Source organism: bacterium, assembly GCA_016708315.1.
In the GTDB taxonomy this organism is placed as follows: domain Bacteria; phylum Zixibacteria; class MSB-5A5; order CAIYYT01; family CAIYYT01; genus JADJGC01.
The window spans coordinates 208,677-229,397 of the sequence record JADJGC010000004.1 but is presented as its reverse complement, the minus strand read 5'-3'; the positions used below and the strand labels follow the sequence as shown (position 1 = coordinate 229,397).

General features: G+C 51.0%; 19 protein-coding genes. 8 read left to right on the top strand and 11 right to left on the bottom strand.

Annotation, left to right across the window (positions count from 1 at the left end; translation table 11 throughout):
- Window positions 1-39 precede the first annotated feature (39 nt).
- Window positions 40-1,866, top strand: a complete 1,827-nt coding sequence (gene glmS, locus IPH59_06295) for a glutamine--fructose-6-phosphate transaminase (isomerizing) (GenBank protein ID MBK7091318.1) — start codon at window positions 40-42, stop codon at window positions 1,864-1,866.
- A 111-nt stretch (window positions 1,867-1,977) separates the two neighbouring features.
- On the opposite strand, the gene IPH59_06290 is transcribed toward glmS, so the two are convergent.
- The 6 genes from IPH59_06290 to IPH59_06265 all read right to left on the bottom strand — a co-directional run bounded on the left by IPH59_06290 (window position 1,978) and on the right by IPH59_06265 (window position 9,766).
- Entirely contained in the window at window positions 1,978-2,154 is a 177-nt protein-coding gene (locus IPH59_06290) for a hypothetical protein (GenBank protein ID MBK7091317.1), read from the bottom strand.
- A gap of 173 nt (window positions 2,155-2,327) precedes the next feature.
- Window positions 2,328-3,275: a hypothetical protein gene (locus IPH59_06285; GenBank protein MBK7091316.1), complete on the bottom strand. Its 948-nt coding sequence runs from the start codon at window positions 3,273-3,275 to the stop codon at window positions 2,328-2,330.
- A gap of 587 nt (window positions 3,276-3,862) precedes the next feature.
- Complete coding sequence (locus IPH59_06280; GenBank protein ID MBK7091315.1) at window positions 3,863-5,092, bottom strand: hypothetical protein; 1,230 nt, start codon at window positions 5,090-5,092, stop codon at window positions 3,863-3,865.
- 372 nt (window positions 5,093-5,464) lie between these two features.
- Window positions 5,465-7,063, bottom strand: a complete 1,599-nt coding sequence (locus IPH59_06275; GenBank protein MBK7091314.1) for a hypothetical protein — start codon at window positions 7,061-7,063, stop codon at window positions 5,465-5,467.
- A gap of 433 nt (window positions 7,064-7,496) precedes the next feature.
- Window positions 7,497-8,453 (bottom strand): tetratricopeptide repeat protein, encoded by a 957-nt coding sequence (locus IPH59_06270; protein ID MBK7091313.1) that lies wholly within the window; start codon window positions 8,451-8,453, stop codon window positions 7,497-7,499.
- A gap of 218 nt (window positions 8,454-8,671) precedes the next feature.
- Window positions 8,672-9,766, bottom strand: a complete 1,095-nt coding sequence (locus IPH59_06265) for a methyltransferase domain-containing protein (protein MBK7091312.1) — start codon at window positions 9,764-9,766, stop codon at window positions 8,672-8,674.
- Window positions 9,767-10,004: 238 nt separating this feature from the next.
- Between IPH59_06265 and IPH59_06260 the strand changes: the two genes are divergently transcribed.
- On the top strand, window positions 10,005-10,616 hold the full coding sequence (locus tag IPH59_06260) for a TetR/AcrR family transcriptional regulator (protein MBK7091311.1): 612 nt from the start codon (window positions 10,005-10,007) through the stop codon (window positions 10,614-10,616).
- A 75-nt stretch (window positions 10,617-10,691) separates the two neighbouring features.
- On the opposite strand, the gene IPH59_06255 is transcribed toward IPH59_06260, so the two are convergent.
- The 3 genes from IPH59_06255 to IPH59_06245 form a co-directional block, all read right to left on the bottom strand.
- The gene (locus IPH59_06255; protein ID MBK7091310.1) at window positions 10,692-11,381 is read right to left on the bottom strand and encodes a sigma-70 family RNA polymerase sigma factor; all 690 of its coding nucleotides are present in this window, start codon (window positions 11,379-11,381) and stop codon (window positions 10,692-10,694) included.
- A 307-nt stretch (window positions 11,382-11,688) separates the two neighbouring features.
- Complete coding sequence (locus IPH59_06250; protein ID MBK7091309.1) at window positions 11,689-12,594, bottom strand: M23 family metallopeptidase; 906 nt, start codon at window positions 12,592-12,594, stop codon at window positions 11,689-11,691.
- Between the two features lie 247 nt (window positions 12,595-12,841).
- Entirely contained in the window at window positions 12,842-12,982 is a 141-nt protein-coding gene (locus IPH59_06245; GenBank protein MBK7091308.1) for a hypothetical protein, read from the bottom strand.
- Window positions 12,983-13,491: 509 nt separating this feature from the next.
- Between IPH59_06245 and IPH59_06240 the strand changes: the two genes are divergently transcribed.
- The 4 genes from IPH59_06240 to IPH59_06225 all read left to right on the top strand — a co-directional run bounded on the left by IPH59_06240 (window position 13,492) and on the right by IPH59_06225 (window position 17,244).
- On the top strand, window positions 13,492-14,058 hold the full coding sequence (locus IPH59_06240) for a sigma-70 family RNA polymerase sigma factor (protein ID MBK7091307.1): 567 nt from the start codon (window positions 13,492-13,494) through the stop codon (window positions 14,056-14,058).
- A gap of 9 nt (window positions 14,059-14,067) precedes the next feature.
- Window positions 14,068-15,141 (top strand): DUF4097 family beta strand repeat protein, encoded by a 1,074-nt coding sequence (locus IPH59_06235; protein ID MBK7091306.1) that lies wholly within the window; start codon window positions 14,068-14,070, stop codon window positions 15,139-15,141.
- A gap of 12 nt (window positions 15,142-15,153) precedes the next feature.
- Window positions 15,154-16,287 carry a hypothetical protein gene (locus tag IPH59_06230; GenBank protein MBK7091305.1) on the top strand — a complete coding sequence of 378 codons (1,134 nt, stop codon included), beginning with the start codon at window positions 15,154-15,156 and terminating at the stop codon, window positions 16,285-16,287.
- An 87-nt stretch (window positions 16,288-16,374) separates the two neighbouring features.
- Complete coding sequence (locus tag IPH59_06225) at window positions 16,375-17,244, top strand: hypothetical protein (protein ID MBK7091304.1); 870 nt, start codon at window positions 16,375-16,377, stop codon at window positions 17,242-17,244.
- 30 nt (window positions 17,245-17,274) lie between these two features.
- Here the strand turns inward: IPH59_06225 and IPH59_06220 are convergent, their stop codons facing one another.
- A complete protein-coding gene (locus tag IPH59_06220; GenBank protein ID MBK7091303.1) occupies window positions 17,275-18,192 on the bottom strand; it encodes a TIGR01777 family protein in 918 nt (305 codons plus the stop codon).
- A gap of 133 nt (window positions 18,193-18,325) precedes the next feature.
- Between IPH59_06220 and IPH59_06215 the strand changes: the two genes are divergently transcribed.
- Window positions 18,326-19,087 (top strand): DUF1211 domain-containing protein, encoded by a 762-nt coding sequence (locus IPH59_06215; protein MBK7091302.1) that lies wholly within the window; start codon window positions 18,326-18,328, stop codon window positions 19,085-19,087.
- A gap of 47 nt (window positions 19,088-19,134) precedes the next feature.
- Window positions 19,135-19,998, top strand: a complete 864-nt coding sequence (locus IPH59_06210; protein MBK7091301.1) for a DMT family transporter — start codon at window positions 19,135-19,137, stop codon at window positions 19,996-19,998.
- 2 nt (window positions 19,999-20,000) lie between these two features.
- Here IPH59_06210 and IPH59_06205 read toward each other — a convergent pair whose 3' ends face one another.
- A complete protein-coding gene (locus tag IPH59_06205) occupies window positions 20,001-20,621 on the bottom strand; it encodes a hypothetical protein (GenBank protein ID MBK7091300.1) in 621 nt (206 codons plus the stop codon).
- Between the last annotated feature and the right edge of the window lie 100 nt (window positions 20,622-20,721).

Sequence of the window (20,721 nt, the reverse complement as noted above, 5' to 3'; positions counted from 1 at the left end):
GGTTCAGTAAAAAGACACTTCTTCTAAAGAGGCAATCAGATGTGCGGAATTGTTGCTTATATCGGTGAACGCGTAGCCAGCCCGATCCTTCTCAATGGACTCAAGCGTTTGGAATATCGCGGCTACGATTCCGCTGGCATGGCATTGATCGAGGATGGCCAGATCGTCTTTGAAAAGGCTGCCGGCAAGATCAAGGTACTCGAGGAAATTCTCGAAGGCAAAAACTTCACAGCGACAACCGGTATCGGACATACCCGCTGGGCGACACACGGCGTTCCGAACGACGTCAACGCACATCCGCATCTTGATTGCACCGGCAAGATTGCCGTCGTGCACAATGGAATCATTGAGAACTTCAAAACGTTGCGGGCATTTCTTGAGCGTCGCGGGCATCACTTTGAGAGCGACACCGACACGGAAGTAATCGCACATCTGATCGAAGAATATTACGACGGAAATCTAACCAAGGCAGTGCAGCTTGCGATCAAGCAGGTAGAAGGCACTTATGGTATTGCCGTGATTTCGTTGGCGGCGCCAGATGTGATCGTTGCGGCGCGTCACGGTTCGCCGCTTTGTATCGGACTTGGCGAATCGGAGAATCTGATTGCTTCGGATGTGTCGGCGATGCTCGAGCATACGAAGAAGGTAGTTTATCTCGGCGAGGGCGAAGTCGCGACAGTGTCGCGCGATGGCGTGCAGATTTCGACTCTGGATAATATGCCGGTACCGACGAAGTTCCACGATATCGAGTGGGATTTGGATCTACTCGAAAAGGGTGGATTCGACCATTTCATGTTGAAGGAAATTTTCGAGCAACCGATCACGATTCGCAATTCGATGCGCGGGCGACTCAACTATGAAGAAGGGACTGCGCGGTTGAGTGGTCTTAAGCTCAAGTATGAAGAGCTGCTCAATGTAAAGCGCATCATTATCTCGGCTTGCGGTACCTCGTGGCATGCGGCGTTGTGCGGCGAATACATGATCGAAGAATTTGCGCGCATCCCGGTGGAAGTTGAGTACGCTTCGGAGTTTCGTTATCGCTCGCCGATCATTGATCAGGGCACGCTGGTGTTTGTGATCAGCCAGTCGGGCGAGACGGCGGATACGCTGGCGGCACTGCGCGAAGCAAAGCGCAAAGGTGCGACGGTATTTGGAATCTGTAACGTGGTTGGATCGACCATCGCCCGCGAGACGGATGGCGGTATTTACACGCATGCCGGACCGGAAATCGGCGTGGCATCGACGAAGGCGTTTACCTCGCAGGTAACTGTGCTGGCACTGTTGACGATTCTTCTGGCGCGACAGCGCAACATGTCGATGGAAAAAGGCAGACAAATTATTGATGCGCTTGATCGCCTGCCGGATCAGGTAGAACAATTGCTTCAGAATGTTCAGGGAATTAAAGACATCGCTGAGGAATATGCCGGCACGAATAATTTCCTGTATCTCGGACGCGGAATCAATTTCCCGGTGGCGCTTGAGGGCGCATTGAAGTTGAAGGAAATTTCGTACATCCACGCAGAAGGTTATCCGGCGGCGGAAATGAAGCACGGACCGATCGCGTTGATTGACGAAAAGATGCCGGTTGTGGTGTTGGCGCAACACGATCAGATCTATGACAAGGTGCTGTCGAATATTCAGGAAGTCAAGGCGCGTGCGGGAAGAGTCATTGCGCTGGCCACCGAAGGCGACACGGAGATTGCGCGTTTGGCGAATCACGTGATTTATCTTCCGAAGGTGCCGTATATTCTGAATCCGATTATTGCGGCGATACCGCTGCAGTTGTTGGCTTATTATATTGCAGTGAAGCGTCATTGCGATGTTGACCAGCCGCGCAATTTGGCGAAGTCGGTGACGGTAGAGTAGATTTTCAAAACATCACGAAAGTGTGGACGGTCGTCAGAAGTGGCGGCCGTTTTTTTGTGGCATCGCCCGTGCCCTCTCCCGCTGGGAGAGGGAAAAAGACGATTGTCGCGGCTATTTGCGGACGTTCATGATGTTGCCGTTGTAGTCGGAGATTTCGATTGATTGGATTTCGGATTTGCCGCGGATGCGGACGAGCGGCGAACGACCAGTGGGAATGTGACCCTGCAACTCTTTTAGCGGTGGTTTGAAGAGAAGCGTAGTCAGCGAACCGCGACGACCGGTGATCATTTCGATGTTGGTGAGATTTTCGAATGAGGTTGTTCGTCGGCTTTGAATAGGATCAAAATTCCGGCGAGGCTATCATTGGATTCGACAAAGAGACTGTCGTGGCTTTTCTCGCACAAGGCGACCCTCTGGTATGGAGCGAGCTTCGGAAACGGGAGCGCATCGCCGACTACAACTCATGCAAGGTAGACCATGTCGGCGGTGGTAGCGACTTCGCCGTCCTGGTTGGCGTCTGCTTGCTCCAGTTGCGTGCTCGACAGACTTGAATCGACGTCAAAGTACGCCAGCCAGTCTGCCAAGAGTTCGAAATCCGCCATCTCATAGGGAATACCATTAAGATTGATGTCGCCGGAGTTTACTGCAAAATATTGACAACACATTCTGTCTATTCCGCCGCCGCGAAATATTATCTGCGGTATTGGCTGATCGCGGCTGGAATCGTTGAAGCAATCAGGGCACGGGCCTCCTAATCCGAGTGAGTTACTCGAGCCACAACTACCAATGCCGGACGATGTCGTGATCTTGCGACTGCCCCATCGGTCGAATGACTCCACTTCATTTGCCAGATAGGCGGTATCGTAGTTTGGACTCTGGATGGTGTTGTCGCGACAATTTCTCCATGCGAATACAATGCGATCAGTATAGCCATCGTATCTGGGGTCGCCGGAGGCGGTGAAGCAGAGGTCGAACAGTTTGCCGTTGGGCAACGAAGCCGATTCTGACAACAGCTTTGTACCAAGGATGTTCACGATAGTTACTGGTAATCCCAACTCACCGAATCTAGCACTCCGCATCGGGAAGGTCAGAAATTTCCAACCCTGATCAATCATGGATTGCGCTGTGTTGATGGAGTCAAAGTAAATGGCGCCTTCGCCAAAGGCAATCGCGAGTTGCATCGAGTAGGTGTTAAGTTCACCACCCGATTTCACAACTGGCACGCGCTCGATGCCCGAGTGGAGGAACGAGTGGTTCATCGCAATCTCAATTACTGGTGGAACTACGGAACTCACGAGCAAAAAGAAGTGGTCACGGATCGAGTCGCCACCTTCATCGATGACGGTAAGTTGAAATTGGAACGTCTTGCCTGTATCGCCCCAACTGGGTGTGAAATGAAATTCCGCCACGATAGCCTGTCAGAATCTCGTACTCCCCAATCGGTTCAATGCCGACAGATTGAACAGACCACGTCAACGGCCAGTCGAAGCCGACCTTTTCAATCTCGAAAGTACGTTGCCAGGTAATCCCAGCCGGCACAACGACGGTGTCATTTGGAACGCCGGTAATAATAGTTGCGCACCTAACGGTGACGATCATAGAAAGCATCGCCACAATGATAAGTGTTGATACTCGAAGCACCGGGTTAGATTCGCCCTTCTACTTTACCAGATTTTGGCGCATTCATAGCTTGCTGTGCCTTACCACGGCAGTACTGCCGTTGTAGTCGGAGACTTCAATTGATTGGATTTCGGATTTGCCACGGATGCGGACGAGTGGCGTGCGACCGGTGGGAATGTGACCCTGCAGGTCTTTCAGCGGCGGCTTTGAATAGTAGTGTTGTCAGCGAGCCGCGGCGACCGGTGATCATTTCGATGTTGGAGAGATTTTCGAATGACGTTTTTGCATCCGCTTTGAATAGGATCACGATTCCGGCGATGCTATCGTTGGATTCGACGAAGAGGGTGTCGTGGCGCCTCTCGCACAAAGCGACTTTTTAGTATGGATAGAGCTTCGGAAACGGAAGTGCATCACCAATGACAACGCGCGCGAGATAGACCATGTCGCCGACGGAGCCGACAGTGCCATCCTGATTGGCGTCGGACGCAGCGAATTGTGCTTCACGAAACTGTGGGTTTCTGTCGAGAGCGGAATCACCAAAGGCAAGCCAGCGGGACATTAGTTCGAAGTCGGCGATTTCGTAGGCTATACCGTTGAGATTCATGTCGCCGGGTGGTTCATAGTCTAGGCCAGCGCAGACGATATCGATGCCGCCGTTTCTGAAAACGATATTGGGAACATCGGTCACGGTCCCGGGCACATTACGTGCGTTTCGACAAGGTCCAGCGAGGTTATTGGAATTTCTGTCGGTGCAATCTGCAAACGAGAACGGCGCAGTCATGTCGCGGCCTTCATAGTCGATGACCTGAAGGCATGAGAAAAGCGAATCGGATTCATTGCTGGTGAAAGAGTTGTCGTAGATACTCGACCAAGCAAAGAGGATGGGAATGAACTGGCACTCATACATTCGGTCATTGGTGATATAGAATTTGATCGTGAAGAGTGCGGCGTCGGGCACAGCAGTCGCCCGCCCTGCTGTTGAAGACGCCTGAACCTGAATGCTGGCAGCCTGCAACCCAAGCGGACCGAAACTGCCGGTCCGGGCTTGAGACAACGTACATGTCCAACCGAGCTTGGATAATGTATCCGAGAGTGTCAGAGTGTCAAATTTGAGACCCTCACCGTTGTAACAGATCTTGAAGTTGAAAGAGCCTGCGGTTACAACGCCGGAGGTTTTCGAGACCGATACATATTCCCATTGCCCTTGAAGAGAATTGTGCTCTTTCTCGATCTCGATGACTGTCGGGATACGGCTATCGATCCGAACAGCAAATTGCGAGGACACCTGTATTTCACTGTTATCGGTGGCGGTTACGGCGAACAAGTACTGCTTGCCGGTGTCTTCGGTAGAGGGCGTGAATTGAAATGAGCCGTTGTATTGTCCAAGAACCTGGAATTGGCCAACCGGTGCTTCGCCGACTGGCTGGACTGACCACTTGTATGGCGGTTCAAAGTCGGTGCTGAAGAATTCAAATGTCTTTGTCCAGGTTACATTTGGTTGGATGATGGTGGTGTCGGGTGACGTAGAGACGATGCGGTTGGCGGAGGCGGTTGCGGCAAGCAGAATGACCAAGATTGCAACGAGCGGAACAGTGCGCAGATTCATACGAAGTAGCTCTCCCTCCGGATTGCGGCGATCAGAATTTGGGGTGCGGGAATTGTACAATGATTGTGGGGTGGGAGTTCCATTATGGGGAGCGCCGATCTACTTGGAAGAAACACACCCCGTCTCCGAGCCTCATCCGCCGCGGCGGATCGGCTCGGAGCCACCCCTCTTGTTGGGATTGTCGAAAATCCTCGCGGTTTGCGAATCAATGCCACTTCCGGCAAAAGACCAAGCTGGATTCCCGCTTTCGCGGGAATGACTTACAGGAAGGACAATGATATGGATGAGATTGTTCCCTATTCAAAGTGGCTTTCTCAACAGTCCCTGTTGGAGGGAATTAAGACGAGCACGCGGCAGCCGTAATGCGTCTTTCTATCGCGCTAAGAGGAGATTGCCATTGTAGTCGGAGACTTGGATGATGGTCAACGTCGCCGCTCCGGTTAGTGTGACCAGATCATGGGTACCGGGATTGATGAATTTCATCATATCGTCATAGCCGGTGTAAAGCAGGACGTGCAATCTCCCGTCGCGGTAGTTGGTCAGCATATCAAGATTGGAGTTGTTGGCGATGGTCGTCGTCGAATCGGCAACAAACGTCAGGGCTATCGCACTGAGGCTGTCGACGGCGGATGATGTTACGGTACCGGACTCGAAATCGAAATTCACACTGGCGTGATATGGCGCGAGACGCGTAAACGGGATTGCATCGCCGACAACGATGCGGACGGCAAAAGCCAAGTCGGCGACTGTGAGGCGGGCGTCGTCTTGATTGACATCCGTCTCGAAAATGCAGTGGGGGGCGAGACCATTAAGGGCGCTATCACCAACGAGAATGTAATTCTGAATATAGGGCAGCATCACGAATAAATTTCTTCCCCACCAACCCATTTCTCCGTAGTCCCACGGGCAGTAGCGAATATCCCCTGGGTCGTCAATCGAGTCGGCACAAACCAGATCGACACCGCCGTTCCACAGAACCATGTTACGAATCTCGGTCAGTGGCGCGCAGTCCTGAAGGAACTTGGCGCATTCGCCGCCGAGTGAATAGTTGTAACTGGAGTCGCAGTCGAAGCCGGTTAAACGATGTGCTTGGTTGTTGAGATTACCGTCCCAGGAATAATCAAAGACTTCGGCGGGCAGATACACTGTGTCGCCGGTCGGCGAGTAGGCGGCATTTTGTTGACAGCCGGTCCAGACGAAGCGAATCGGCAGCATTTCACAATTGTATTTGAAATCGTTGGAAACAGAGAATTTGAGGCGAAAGATTTCAGCATCATCAGGGAGTGTGAGACAGGTTGGCGTTCCGGTGATTGCCGGGTCATCGGCGTATGCATGAAGGTTCAATCTCTTGACGGGGTCGGTGGTATTGCCAACGAGTTCCGACAAAGTGTAATCAATGCGCTCCCAATTGCAGGCGGCGGCGGAGATGCCTGTGCCTTTCTCGACATCGACCAATTGCAGTGCCAGCGAATCGAAAAGAACAGAGCATTCAAAACTGCCGAAAGGATGACTGCCCTGCTTCTTGGTGATCGAAACGAATTCGAACAGACCTTGAAACGTGTTGTGAGTTTTTTCGATACTTATCAACAGCGGCGAATCGGATTTGACGCGAATTGAGAAATCGTAGTTGTCGACAATTGCGGCGCCGTCGCTCAACAAGGCGCGAAATCCAAAGGTATTGTCGAAGTCGCTTGTAGCTGAGGCAAAGCGAAACAACCCGGTCGAATCGATGTCGAAGGTTCCGGCTGGTTCCTTGCTGGTGAATACTGTCTGCCACGAGTAGTGACTGCCGGCAACGGGATTGTCGATTGTGAATTGCCGCGTCCAGGTCAAACCGCGAAGGACCTCGGGAGTTGAAGTCAGGCGGTTGCCGATGGCGACGTGTTTTTCCTCGGTGATGTTTTCAGTGCAGGCGAATGCGCAGGCGAGGATGGTTCCGAGGATCAGGATTTGCCAACTTTTGTGTTTCATGCTACCCCCGTAGCGGAGAAGAATTTAGTGTACAGCCGCGGCAGGCGTGGACGACTGCCGCGCACGGAGGAATATAGTGATTCGGTTCCATGTTGTCAATTGGAATGAGGGCCTTCACCCCCGATAAATCGGGATCGTTGACCTACCCTCTCTCCCGCAAGGCGGGACCTAGTCGGCCGGAGGGAGAGGGAAAGAGCTTCCGTGTGGTTGCCGGAACCCTCTGGAGAGATGCTCCCAGTGCCATTCAACTTCAGGACGAGGGTTCTAGCCTACTCGTATGCCAAACAATGTCAGGCAAGGAGAGGCTGTCCCGGAAGTTCAGTTCAGCGACAGCCGACCACTATATGTTGTTGTCGAGATGCAACAATCCCACCGCAAGCGGTGGGGCACCTAACTTGGTCTTGACTTGTGAAACAGCCTCAGAATGTCTGACCTACTTCTCGCGGCGTTGGTAGTACCCGGAGAAGGTGGTGACCCAATTGTCGCCGCCATCGCGTGATTGCTGGATGGTCATGTTGACGCGATCTTTGGAGACCGGCGCAAAGGTCGAGCGGTCGAGAATCAGTTGTCCGGCGGTGTTGTCGGGAAGTGTACCTTGGAATCGGACAGTGCCGGAATCGTCGCGCGCGTTCATGACTTTCTCTTTGACGCCGCCAAGCGAGGTTGCCGCACCGGTGACCCAGATCATTTTCCATTCGCCTGTGACATTGTTGAAGTAGAAAAGATTTTGCCCGACGAATCCATCGAGCTGTTCGAAGTTCTCCTGGATGGCGCAGCCGTTGACCATTTTGCGAATGAAGCTGACGCCGATCTTCTGGTTTTCGTTGGCAAAGACATCCCACTCGCCGAGCCAGAAATCGAGGATGCGATAGACCGGATCATATTCGCAAGGGCGAGCGTTTTGGTCAGCGACTTCGAGAACCTTGGCGAAACGATCGTCGCTGCGCAAGGTGTCGAGGACTTTGTCATTGCCGAGAATATCGGTGCGGTTGAAGCCGGCTTCGAGCGCCTGCGCCAGCCAGATGAAGGCATTCTCTTTGTCGTAGAGTTGAGCATAAGACGACGCGATGTTGTAGCGCGTGGTGGCTGGGCGATAGTTGCGGGCATCGGCGCGCTCCCAGGCAGCGGCGGCTTTCTTGAATTCGTTCATCAAGTAGTATGACTGGCCGAGCTGGAAGATTGCCTGCGTGTTGGTGGTGTCAATCTTGGTGACGCGTTCAAAGGCGGCGGCGGCTTCGGACCACTTCTCTTGTTGGAGCAAAGCGTTGGCTTGCGCGAATAGGCTGTCGGAGGTTGCGGATGGTTGTGCATTGGCCGGTTGAAATGTCAGTACGATAATCGCGGTCGTAAGCAATGTCAGAGTCAGGATTGATTGGGTGCGAGTGATCACGGGTTGCCCTCCGAAGTAAACGTTAAGCTGTTCATACTCTATTCTACAAATAAGAAGGAGAATCGGCAAGGGCAAGATGCTGGACTATGTTGGTGTGACAGGCAAGTATGTTGCGCAACAGCCTTGCCCTGTTTCCCTCTCCCGGATTCGATCTCAGTTGATCGATTATTGGGAGAGGGAAGCATTTGAGCGGTTGCGGCTAGAGTATGTCATGCCGTTTAGACCGGCATGACATAGTATTCGTTTTGAACATCGTGATCCAGTTGGTGAATTGTGATCTGGCCGAAGCCGGCCTCACGCAGCATAGTCTGTGCGAGTTCACGACCCCAGACAGTACCGAGTCCTTCACCGCCCTGCGCCAACGAGACAGTCATGCAATGCATGGTTGAGATCGTATAAAGCAAGGTTCCCAGCGGATGGTTCATGTTGTTTTCGATATGGCTCGACGCGCTGATGTCCTGCATCATGTACGTTCCGCCGGGACGCAAAGTCCGACGGATACCTTTGAGCAGTTCCATCGGTTTGGCTTGATCGTGAACGGCATCGAATGTAGTGACGAAGTCGTATGAGTGAATGTCAGCGGTCTGGGAATAGTCGCTTAGGTCGCGGACTTCGAAGCGGATGTTTCTCAGATTTCGCATCTGTGCTTGTGCATCCGCATAAGCAATGGCTTCCTCGGACAAGTCATACCCGACAAAGCGGCTTTGCGGAAAACGCTCCGCCATGGCAATCAAGGCTTTGCCGCGACCACAACCGAGATCAAGGACATCGATTCCTGACTCCAGACGGTCCTGGATTCTGGGAATCAAGGGAAGAATGTGGTCGAACAACGACGACAGAACTGACTGGCCGGAGTCTTCAGCCATAACCTCGTGGAATCGAGGAAAGCGGCTATACGGAACACCGCCGCCATTGCGGAAGCACTCGAGAATGTCATCTTCGACCTGACCCATGACAGCGATGTATTGGGTGAAGACCGCCATGTTGTTCTCAGCGGCGGCACGAGTGAGATAGGCAGCATGTTCGGCCGGAAGCGAGTAACAACGGGTGCTGGTGTCATATTCGACAACTCCGCTTATCGCCATGGCGCCGAGCCATTCGCGAACATAGCGTTCATTAAGTCCGGCTGCATCAGCGATCTCAGGCGAGGTTGAGGGCGGGAGATTGGACATAGTGTCGAACAGGCCGGTGCGGTGGCCGATGGATATCATCAAGCTGAGTGATCCGGCGTTTACGGTGTCGAGCAGTTTCTGCGAGAATCCTTCGGCGCGTTCTTGGTCGAAGAGTCTTTTCGAGACTTGAATTTGGCACATATCGGTTTTCCTTTCTAAGTTATAATACCGACTGGTTGGTATGGTATTACATACGACACCGATTGCGTACTGTTTCACATTTTTTTGCCGAATGCGGCTGTTTCTCCGTGTATATCACACTAACATCATTACATACAATAGATTATGAAATAGGACAGATTTCAAGAATTTATTGAAATGAAGGAAACTATTTAGTATAGTATTAGCGTTATAGTAGTGGTGACAGACAAGGAGGACCATGTCGCGTACAGGTGATTCGACAAAGGACAAGATACTCAATGCCGCTGAGGCACTGGTAATGGAGAATGGTTATGGCGCCACTTCGATCGATAAGGTTATCAGCAAAGCCGGTATTACCAAGGGTGCCTTCTTCTATCACTTTGAAACAAAGACCGACTTGGCGCACGCGCTGGTTTCTCGATTTGCACAGATCGACAAATCAACAACTGATGCGATGATAGAGCGGGCTTCGAAGCTGGCGAGAGATCCCCTTCACCGATTGCTTCTGACGATCGGGTTATTTGCCGAGATGTTTGAACAGACTGACTCTCCAACACAGGGTTGCCTGTTGGCGACGTTTTGCTATGAGAGCGCGCTTATCGACGAACGCACCAGTGTGATTATTTCTGACGCTCTGATGGAAACAAGGCGGGCTATGCGAGTGCTGCTTGACGAAGTTGCTGCGACGGCGAAACCGAGGTTTGAGATCAATCTGGACGACGTAGCGGATATGTTCACGGTAATCATCGAAGGCGGGTTCGTTTTGGAACGGAGTTTTCAGGACCGCGGTTTGACTGCGAGACAAATGAGACTGTATCAGAATTACGTTGAGATGTTGTTCACTTCATAAGCCGACCCTGGAAACAAATCGGCGCGCGACCGAAGTCACGCGCCGATTTTCTCGGGAGGTTGTACTTGTAAGCTATTAAAATGTTCGAGTCGGGGCGTCAAGGACGACACCCATCTTTTCTACAAATGACGGATACTTGCGAAGCAGTTCCTTGCGGAGGCGGAGCCGGGCGCGATGGAGGTACCAACGTACAGTGGCTTCGGGCATACCGAGAATCTCGGAAACTTCCTCGATTTCGTGGCCGTCAATGTCGCGCAGGACAAAAGCCGCTTTCTGCTTGTCATTGAGAGCATCGGCCGCTTGCAGGATGCATTCCTTGATGTTCTTGCGGTAGAGACTCATATCGGGTGTATCGCTGTGGGTCTCGATAGAGTCTGTGTAGTTCTCGATCGTTTCGTGGCGATGCTTTTTCTGTTTGCGGATGTAATCGATCGCCGCGTTGACGGTGATACGATAAAGCCAGGTTGAGAATTTCTTGGTGGTGTCAAACCGGTCCAGGTTGCGGGCGGTCTTCACAAACACCATCTGCGAAATGTCTTTGGCTTCGTCATAGTCGCCGACCATGCGATAGGCGATACCGGCAACTTGATTCTTGTACTTCTTCATCAGGCTGCCAAAGGCGGCCTGTTCGCCGGTCTGAATGCGCTTTATAAGCGCAACAGTCTCGGCTTCGCTTTGATCAGCCGGGTCGAGCGATTCGGTAGAATCGTCCAGTTCCAGATCGTCCTGATCAGCAACGACGTCCTTGGTTTTCTTTATTCTCACGTTATCCTCACTAACTCTTTTATCTCAAAGATAGACCCCAAATGGCTATCATAAGATTGTAACGCGACTATCGCCCTAATGTTCCAAGTTTGAACGGATTTTGCGTTACGCAGGACGATTGGATTTATTTGTGCTTTTCTTAAATGTACGAGTTGGGTCTATTATAGCAAGCGCAAAAGCGTCAGATTCAACAATATTGCGGATTTCTACTTCAAGTGGCTAAATGGCAACAACTTACGCAGGAACACAATAAGTTTTCAGATAGGACGAGGAGTCTTACCCTAAAAAGGACCAACCAGAAATAGAATTAGAAGTTGTTGGAATAGGTTATCACGTGCTGCATCGGATTGACTGAAGCACCGTTTTTAAGTACTTCGTAATGCAGATGCGGACCTGTCGAATAACCGGTGTTTCCCATCAAAGCGATATGTTGTCCGCGGACAACCTTGTCGCCGGGGCGAACTTTGTAGCCTGAGAGATGGCCATAGACGGTCTTGAAGCCGTTACCGTGATCGATAACTACGGTTTTGCCCAGGCCGCTCATGATTTCGACTTTTTCGACCGTGCCGTTAGCGGTTGCGACAACACGGGTACCGATCGAATTCGAGATATCGAGACCAGAATGGAGTTTGACTTGACCGGTGAACGGATCGCTCTTCATGCCATATCCTCTCATTAGATAGCCGACGGTCGGCATAATTGAGGGAGTATGGTCGAGATCAGTTTTCTTCTGGAGGAGGGCTTCGTAAACACTATTAAATTGTTCTTTTTCGAAGTTCGTAAGTGCTACGAGGCGATCAACCTCAGCTTCTGATTGAAACGCAAACGAACGACTTGGCGCCAATTCCTCTTGCGGGAGGATATTCGGGCCGCCGATTCCGAGTTCACGCTGTTGCGGATCGATTTCAGGGAGTTCAAATATGGTACGGATGGCCTTTTCCTTCTCGGTCAGCGAGGCGATTTCTGTCTGGAGGAAGTCGATAGACTCGCTGATATCGACCAGTTTGGCCGTCAGGAATTGGTTTTCCTTGGTAAGGGTGTCGATCTTATGAGCCTCAATACGGCTTGAGAAGAACCCGTACGAAAGGAATACTGTTACGATAGCGTATGTGAATATAGCGCTGACAACGGTGATAAGTACCGTTCTTGATATTGAAAATTGTCTTACTTCCCCGGAGTCGGGAACGATAAAGACCGATAACTTCTTCTTCATCCTTAAAGATTTCCCCAGTGTTCGCGTCCAGCCAGTGTCGAGCCCCATTTAGGTTTCGGTGAAAATAGGCCGACTGCAAACCAATGTCAAGTTTTTTTCAAATTGAACTTCCAATTAAGATGATCGGAATTGAAACAAAAAAATTGAGAGATAAATACACTAGAATTGATACAACTTTAGGCAGGATTTGGGCCAGTTTTTTGCCCTGTTTGTGAAAAAAAAATAGTAAGAGGTGCCGCGGGCAGGCCTATTTAATGACCTGCCACTCGTGCTTGAGGATCTTGTTAACGACCTTAACGAACTTTTCGTTGTTCAAGGTCTGGAGCGAATACAGATGCCAGCAGGTCTTTTTGGGGATTTTGTACGCTGATTTGCGCTTCTTAGCCATGGTATCCTCCATCTTGCTCGACGATGGTTGCGTGGTTTCCGGCTTCCCGACCATTACTTCGTGACCTCAACCCAGCCGACTAATGCTGTGCAAAATAAGTGCCGAAAGCGCAGATTCTGCAGAGGTGGCCTTGTCCTGAAGAAATATGTTGTACTACAACACGTTAGGTGATTCAAGCCGGAGGTCGAGCTGACTTGATGCCATTCAGTTGTTGGGAGTGTTCCCATACTTTGCGGGATATGTGCATCAATTGTTCACATAACGGGGTTAGGACTTGTTGGAATTGAGGATATTAGCCACAATTAGTACTCAAACGTCTAAGAGGAAGCGGGACGGAGTATTGGGCGCCTGCGCGGAATAGACAAAGAATCGGCTACTAATGTCGTAGTGTCGTCCCGCCGGGGATGGCTCTCGATAAAAGTTTTTGGTTTTGGTATTGGCGGACAGTATCTTACCCGTCTGTGAAACAAGGAATTAGGCAAGGCGTATCTAAGAGTTAGGTTGAACAGGTGCAGGAACCGGACGAACTGTTAATCTCCAAAGCACTTGCCGGCGACCAAGCGGCCTATCGAGGGCTGTTGAACCGTCATCAACGGGCAATTTATCAGATAATTCTGAAGATAGTCCGTAATCGGGATGAGACCGAAGACCTGGTTCAAGAGACTTTCATGAGGGCTTTTCATTCGCTGGCAAGTTATCGGTCCGAGTTCAGGTTCTCGACCTGGCTCTATAAGATCGCTGCCAACTGTGCGATTGATTCGATTCGGAAGAAGAAGATTGAGGCCTTAAGCCTTGACAAGCCGGTCGAAACCCAGGATGGCACAGTAGAGATTGACCTTCCCGACACATCGTTCAACCCGGAAGAGAATCTTTGGGAGAAGCAGCGGCAGATATCGATTCAAGAAGCAATCGAGTCGTTGCCGGACAAGTATCGCGATGTGATCCTTTATCGTCACCGGGACGATCAATCATATGAGGAGATTGCTCAGATACTTAAGCTCCCGGTAGGAACAGTAAAGGCCCGAATTTTTCGAGCCCGTGAGCTGCTCAAGAAGAAGTTGAAGGGTGTTCGTTAGGAGGGTCAAGTGACTAAGGACGTATTCATCACAATCATTATATCTGTTGTGCTTTGCTTGGTATTGGCCGCAACAGCCGATGCCAAAGTGTTTCGATTTGAAGACAGCTTTGAATATAGTGTCGAGGCAGGCTTCAAGCTTACGATCAACAATTCGGCAGGTGCGATAATTGTCTCACGAGTCGAAGGAGATAAGGTCATTGTAAAGGTGACCAAAGAGATTGACGCCTCTTCTCGAGAAGACGCCGAAGAGATGGAAGACCGTATTGAAGTGGCGATTGATGCCAGGGCCGACCGGATCGAGATTGATACCCGCCAACCAGACGGCAAAAGAATGAACGGTTTTCTGGGAGACCTGTTCGGTCTTAAGTCGGGATTCAATGGTTCCGTCAACTACCAAATCGAGATTCCAACCTCAGTCGATATCGCGATAGCATCAACCAGCGGCGAAGTTGAGCTGAACGGGTTAGAGGGCAAGATCCACATTGCAGCTACTTCGTCTGACATTACTGTTCGGACTGCCAAGGCTAATTGTGACATTGAAAACACTTCCGGCGACATTCGAATGAAGGATGTAACAGGGGACATCGATGTGATGTCGACCTCGTCAGATGCGCTGTTTGACAATGTTCAGGGCAATATCAATCTGCAGGCAACTTCGGGCGACACGGAAGCTCACTGGGTTACCGGCGCGATTCGCATAACCAAGACCTCGGGAAATTGTCTCATCGGAAAACTGACCGGCGAAGTCGATGTAAAGACCATTTCGGGCGACATCGAGATTGACCAGCGCGAAGGCGGTTTTTCGCTGACCACATCGTCGGGGGATATACAAGTCGATTCGGAATTCAACAACGGTACTCGATTTGAAGCCGAGACAATTTCGGGCAACATAGTTGTCAGGTTACCGGCTGAATCCAAGGGGGATGTTCGACTTGAAACGATTTCAGGCAATATTGACACGAATCTGGCGCTTGAAGTTCGATCATTCAATCGAAACAGACTTGAAGGTCGTCTTCGCGGCGGCGGCACCGGAATCTTTCTGACCTCGACATCGGGCGATATTTCGCTCGAAGAATATTAGAATTCAGGATTTATGCTTAAGATACACACCACGATATTATGCTGCTGTTTCGTTGCCCTTGCCGCAACAGGGATTCTTGCACAGGATCGCCAGCCTGACTATCGCGGTAAGGTCTATACAGAGATTCGAATCGACAACGACGGAATTATTCTCGTCGACTCGGCCGGAAACGAGATTATGGTACCAGCGGGAACCGGACGAGACGAGGATGGAATTCCTACGCCGGTCGCGCCAATTCCGCCGGCAGCCGCAGAAATTAACACTGCCGATTTCCCGGTTAAGATTTCAAGTATTCGCAAGATTGGCCAATCGGTCATTGTTGAGGCCGACGAGCATGTACTCGGCGAGATTGTCACTGTGGGAGGAAACGCGACAATTAGAGGATTGGTTGAAGGTTCGATAACCGCGACCGGGACCGTCCGAGTGGCTCGAGGCGGGATTGTGATGGGCAACATCCTCGGGAAAGAGGTCATTGAAGAGCAAGGTTCTCAAGTGTTCGGGCATGTAACGGAACAGAATTTATCAATCCCCGATCCGAGTGAGACTTGGCGTGAACGCGACCGAGAGGATACTTCGGCTGCAGCTGTAGCTGGGGTGACCATCATCTCGCTGCTCTTCATCTTCACGTTTGCAATTGCGATGATATTTCGCAAGCCGACTGATCGACTCAAGGCTGTTTACACTCAGAATATTCTGAAGACACTGCTGGTGGGATCCCTGGCTTGGATTCTGGTCCTGCCGGTCTTTCTACTCTTGTGCATCACGATTGTCGGAATACCGATCGCGCTGCTGGGAATACCACTGGGGATGCTGGCCGCGGCATTTCTCGGCGGCGCTGCATTTGCCCTGTTCTTGTCCGATTTCGTAAAACAGCACAATGGTGAAGTCGAAGAGGGACGTGCCAAGAAAGTGATTGTCGGTTTTGCAATCGGACAGGTACCGAGCATCGGATTCTTCCTGGGATTGGCGATGGACTCAGAACCTGTTTCGATCATATTCGGGATAGTAGCGCTGCTTTTGACTTTGCTGGTAGTGACCCTCGGATTCGGCGGCGCGATCTTGACGCGGTTCGGTACACGCGACTACCGAAATGAAAAGGTGAGAGTCAGCGTCATCATTTCTGATACTGCATCGGAACAACCATAGTTCGACGCAGTAAACTTGCAACCCCAAGTCTCCTCCTTCGAATGAAACACCGAGCCCGTTTTGCCGTAACCATACGTGGAGGTAATCATGAATAAGTGGATAATATCATCGATGGTCCTAGTTGGACTCGTGTTTGCAGTTGCAACTGCGGCGAGGTTGACGAAGATCGAAGAGCAAGTCGAGGCTAACGGTGTCGAACAGGTTGATGTTCAGTTACGGCTGGCTGTCGGCAAATTCGAACTGAACAATTTGACAGGCAGTAAGGGCGTTATCGCGGAGTTTGAAGGCGATTACGACGAGAGTAAATACGAATATAGCCACACATTTGAACATCAGGGGAGACGCGGCACATTCGTGTTTGAATCGGAACTGGTAAATCAACGAGGCCCGACGAAGCTGGAGGGCGACGAAAATCGGTGGGAGTTTTCGTTCACTCCCGAAGCCGATTGCCGATTTGATATCGAAGTTGGCGCAGCGAATGCCGAATTCGATTTTGGCGATTTGACGGTTTCGGATATGCAGTTGGATATCGGCGCGGCGGAGGTCATTATAGATTTTTCAACACCGAATCGAACTGTATTGCGCGATCTGAAAATTGATGCGGGTGCCTGCGATTTAGAAATGCGCAATCTCGGTAATTCGAGATTCGAGTTCTTGACATTCGACGGCGGGATGGGAAGTTTTACACTGGACTTCACCGGCGATTTTGATTTCGAAGCTGAAGCAAGCATTGATGTTGGTTTGGGATCAATCGACATAATCATTCCGGAAGACATTGGAGTACGCATTGAGGCGGAAGAACACTGGTTCAATTCGATTGATTTCCCGAAAAAGTCATTTTCGAAAGTGCGCGGAGACGACGACGTTTGGGAAAGTGACAATTTCAAGACCGCCAAAGGCCGGTTGACACTGGTGCTTGATGTTGGAATGGGCTCGGCAGATATTAGCTTCCGGTAGCCAAAAATGGAACTCACCTCAGGGACACATCTAACGGTGTCCCTCTTTTTTTGCAAAAATGTTCTCAAAGGTCTGAAGTAGATCAGTGTGCCGGAAGTGATATCCACTATCCAGCAGTTTCTTCGGAGAGATGTTTGCACCGCCGAGGAGGACTTCTTCCGCCATTTGGCCGAACATTAGCTTAAGGGCAAATGCAGGAACAGGAAATATCGCCGGACGATGAAGGGCTTTGCCCAAAAGGCGAGTAAACTCGGAATTGGTGACGGCATGCGGAGTAGTTAGGTTTACTGGACCGGCAATCGACTGGTGGGCGATGATGTGTTCGACGATGTGGCCGATTTCTTCCAACGCTATCCAACTCATCATCTGATTTCCAGAGCCGATTTTGCCGCCAATACCAAGGCGGAAGAAAGGCAGCATTTTGTCAAGTGCTCCGCCGTTGCCGGCGAGCACAACTCCTATACGAAGACAAACGACGCGAGTACCGGCGTCGTGCGCAAATCGAGTCGCATCCTCCCATCCCGCACAAGCGGAGGCCATAAAGCCGGTGCCGACAGATGAGGTCTCGGAAATCAACTCATCTGCAACGCGATTGCCATAGTAACCGACAGCAGAAGCATTGAGCAGGAGACGAGGTTTGGAAGCGACTTTGGCGATGGATTTGCCAATAAGCTCCGTTGCGAGATTTCGGCTCTGGACGATTTCACGTTTAACCCGATCATTCCAGCGTTCTTCAGCAACGTTCTTCCCCGCAAGGTTGATAATGACATCCTGTCCATCAATGGCGGCAAGGTCGATTTCACCTGTGAAGGGGTTCCAGAGAAAGTGACGGTGTGGCGAACCTGTTGGTCTGCGGACTAACACAGAGACGTCGTGCCCTTGCGCAGTCAAGTACACCGACAAGTATGATCCAATGAAGCCGTTTGCTGCGGCGATAGTAATTTTCATAACTCGAAGATAATACGGTTCGAAAGGATAGATACACAATTAATCCGGTGACCAAAGTACTTGCGCAATCTCGCTTCGATAGCGCATATTTGCAGGTCCACAGGAAAGAATGAAATATCAAGGAAAGGTGTGAATGCTTCGTCAGCATTTTCTCAAGAAAGGGCTTCGCGCCGAGCCACATTTCAGATGGCGCGGTGGTGATCCGTCCCGAGTTGAGGGGTTGAGCGATGCCGTTTTCGCGTTTGCAATTACGCTTCTGGTGGTGTCGCTGGAAGTTCCGACCTCGTTCGACGCAATGATGCAGACGATGCGGGGTTTTTTCGCCTTTGCGATTTGTTTCACGCTGTTATTCATGATTTGGCACGCGCATTACATTTTCTTCAGACGTTACGGGCTCGAGGATACTTACACGTCAATCCTCAATGCAGTTCTGTTATTCGTGGTTCTGTTCTATATCTATCCGCTGAAATTCCTTTTCACTTTCCTGTTGGGAAGGATGTTTGGAATCAACGCCGGGATTGATCACGGTACGATGATTGCAGGAGCCGACGTTCCAGAGCTAATGCTTGTATACTCGCTGGGGTTCCTGGCAATTTTCGCGATCTTCTCACTGCTCTATCTCCACGCCTACCGACTTCGTGAACAACTGGAATTAAATGAAATTGAACAGGTCGCCACCCGGGCAAGTGTTCAGATGCACTTGATCTACGTGGCAGTCTCGATATTGTCGGCAGCTTTGGCACTCACGGGTAATATCTATTTGGCAGCATTGGCTGGGTGGAGCTATGCATTGCTTTGTCCAGCACAAGCTATCAATGGAATTATGATGGGACGTAAGATTGAGCGATTGCAAAAACAAGCTGAAAACACAAATGCGATTGACACTACCGCCTGAACGACTATTTAATACTGCAAGAAGTCGTTTGAGGTCCGGACGCTAACTTGACAAACATCCTCGTTTACATATTGCTCTGTCTCATCTGGGGATCAACCTGGATGGCGATCAAGATCGGGCTGGCGGATGCGCCGCCATTTTGGAGCGCGGCGCTGAGGTTTCTTCTGGCGATCGCGATCTTGGTGACAATCAATTTCGTTACACGGCAGAAGTATCCGCAGGGCTGGCGGAACAAATGGCGGGTTGCCTGGCCGGGAATCTTCACCTATTTCGGATCCTACTCATTTACATATCTCGGCAGTCAATATATCAGCTCGGCGCTGGCGTCGATTCTGTTTGCCGTGTTTCCTTTCATGGTGATGTTGCTGATGACGCTGATGCTCAAGAGCGAGAAGGTCACGATGAAGGCTGTGCTGGGAGTGGTGCTGGGATTTGCCGGCGTGGTGTTGATCTTTCTCGAACCAATCGACTACGGCAGTCATGCAGCGTTCGGGATGTTGATGATGCTGTTGTCGCCATTGGCTGCGGCCATCGGTACCGTTTCGATTAAGGCGTACTTAAAGGACGAAGATGTATTTCCGATGGTGACGCTCCAGATGACTTTGGGTTGCACACTGCTAACGATTGCGGCGTTTCTCGTCGAGGATATCACGCTTTTCCATGTAACTGAGGCATCGATTGGCGCGATGATATTCCTGGCGATTTTTGGATCGGTGATTTCGTTTACCAGCTACTATTGGCTACTGAAGCGATTGCCGATTTTGACTATGTCGATGGTGGCTTTGATTACACCGATTGTCGCAATGGTCTTGGGGTATATAGTACTTGATGAGGTGTTGACAACACAGGATTATGTCGGAGCGGCGCTGGTACTTGCCGGGGTGGCGACGGTGAATCTGAAATCTAAATGACGTCAGGCAGGTAAAGTGACGCGGACCGGTCTCGGATCGGTGATGCGGCCGTGGCAGTGCTTGCAAACGAGGGCTTCTTTTTTGACGACTTCGCGACAGAAGGGGCAATTTCTTTCATCAAATCGCAGAGGCGGAACGCTGGCTTTGCAGTTGCTCTTGAGAATAGTCTCGACGCCGTGAGCGTTGACGCGAGCGGCAACACCGCCAAATTCGAAGATGGCATTGTTGCGCGTGTCGCCGATTTGCCAATCAACAACGAGGCAGTAACCGGACAGAGAGCGTTTCTTGCCGACACCGAGATTTGGGAAGGTGATGTTCTTAGTTGCGGTGAGGCGCGGGAGCAGGAGCGGTTTTTCCTCGCAGAAGAGATCGACTACGGCGGTGCGTGGAATGCGGCCAAATTCCTTGTTGTGTTTGGAGACAAAGACAAAGGCGGAGCTATCTATGAGGCAGTCGACATAGTCAACCGGTGTGGTTGCCAAAGGGAAGCCACCGAGATAACGACCAATCGGGACGCGGGCCGGTTTATTGATATTTGACGGTCTGCGGCCACGGGCTGAGTAGACAGCAATGGCTACAAGAATTCCGAGGACGAAGCCGACGAGCAGGGATTCGGGGTGCATGTGCTACCCGAGAATGTGATCGGTGATGGTCATAGTTTGATTGTCGGAAAATGGGGGGAGAACTTGAAGGGGGAGACAACGCGACGATGAAGGTTGGCGG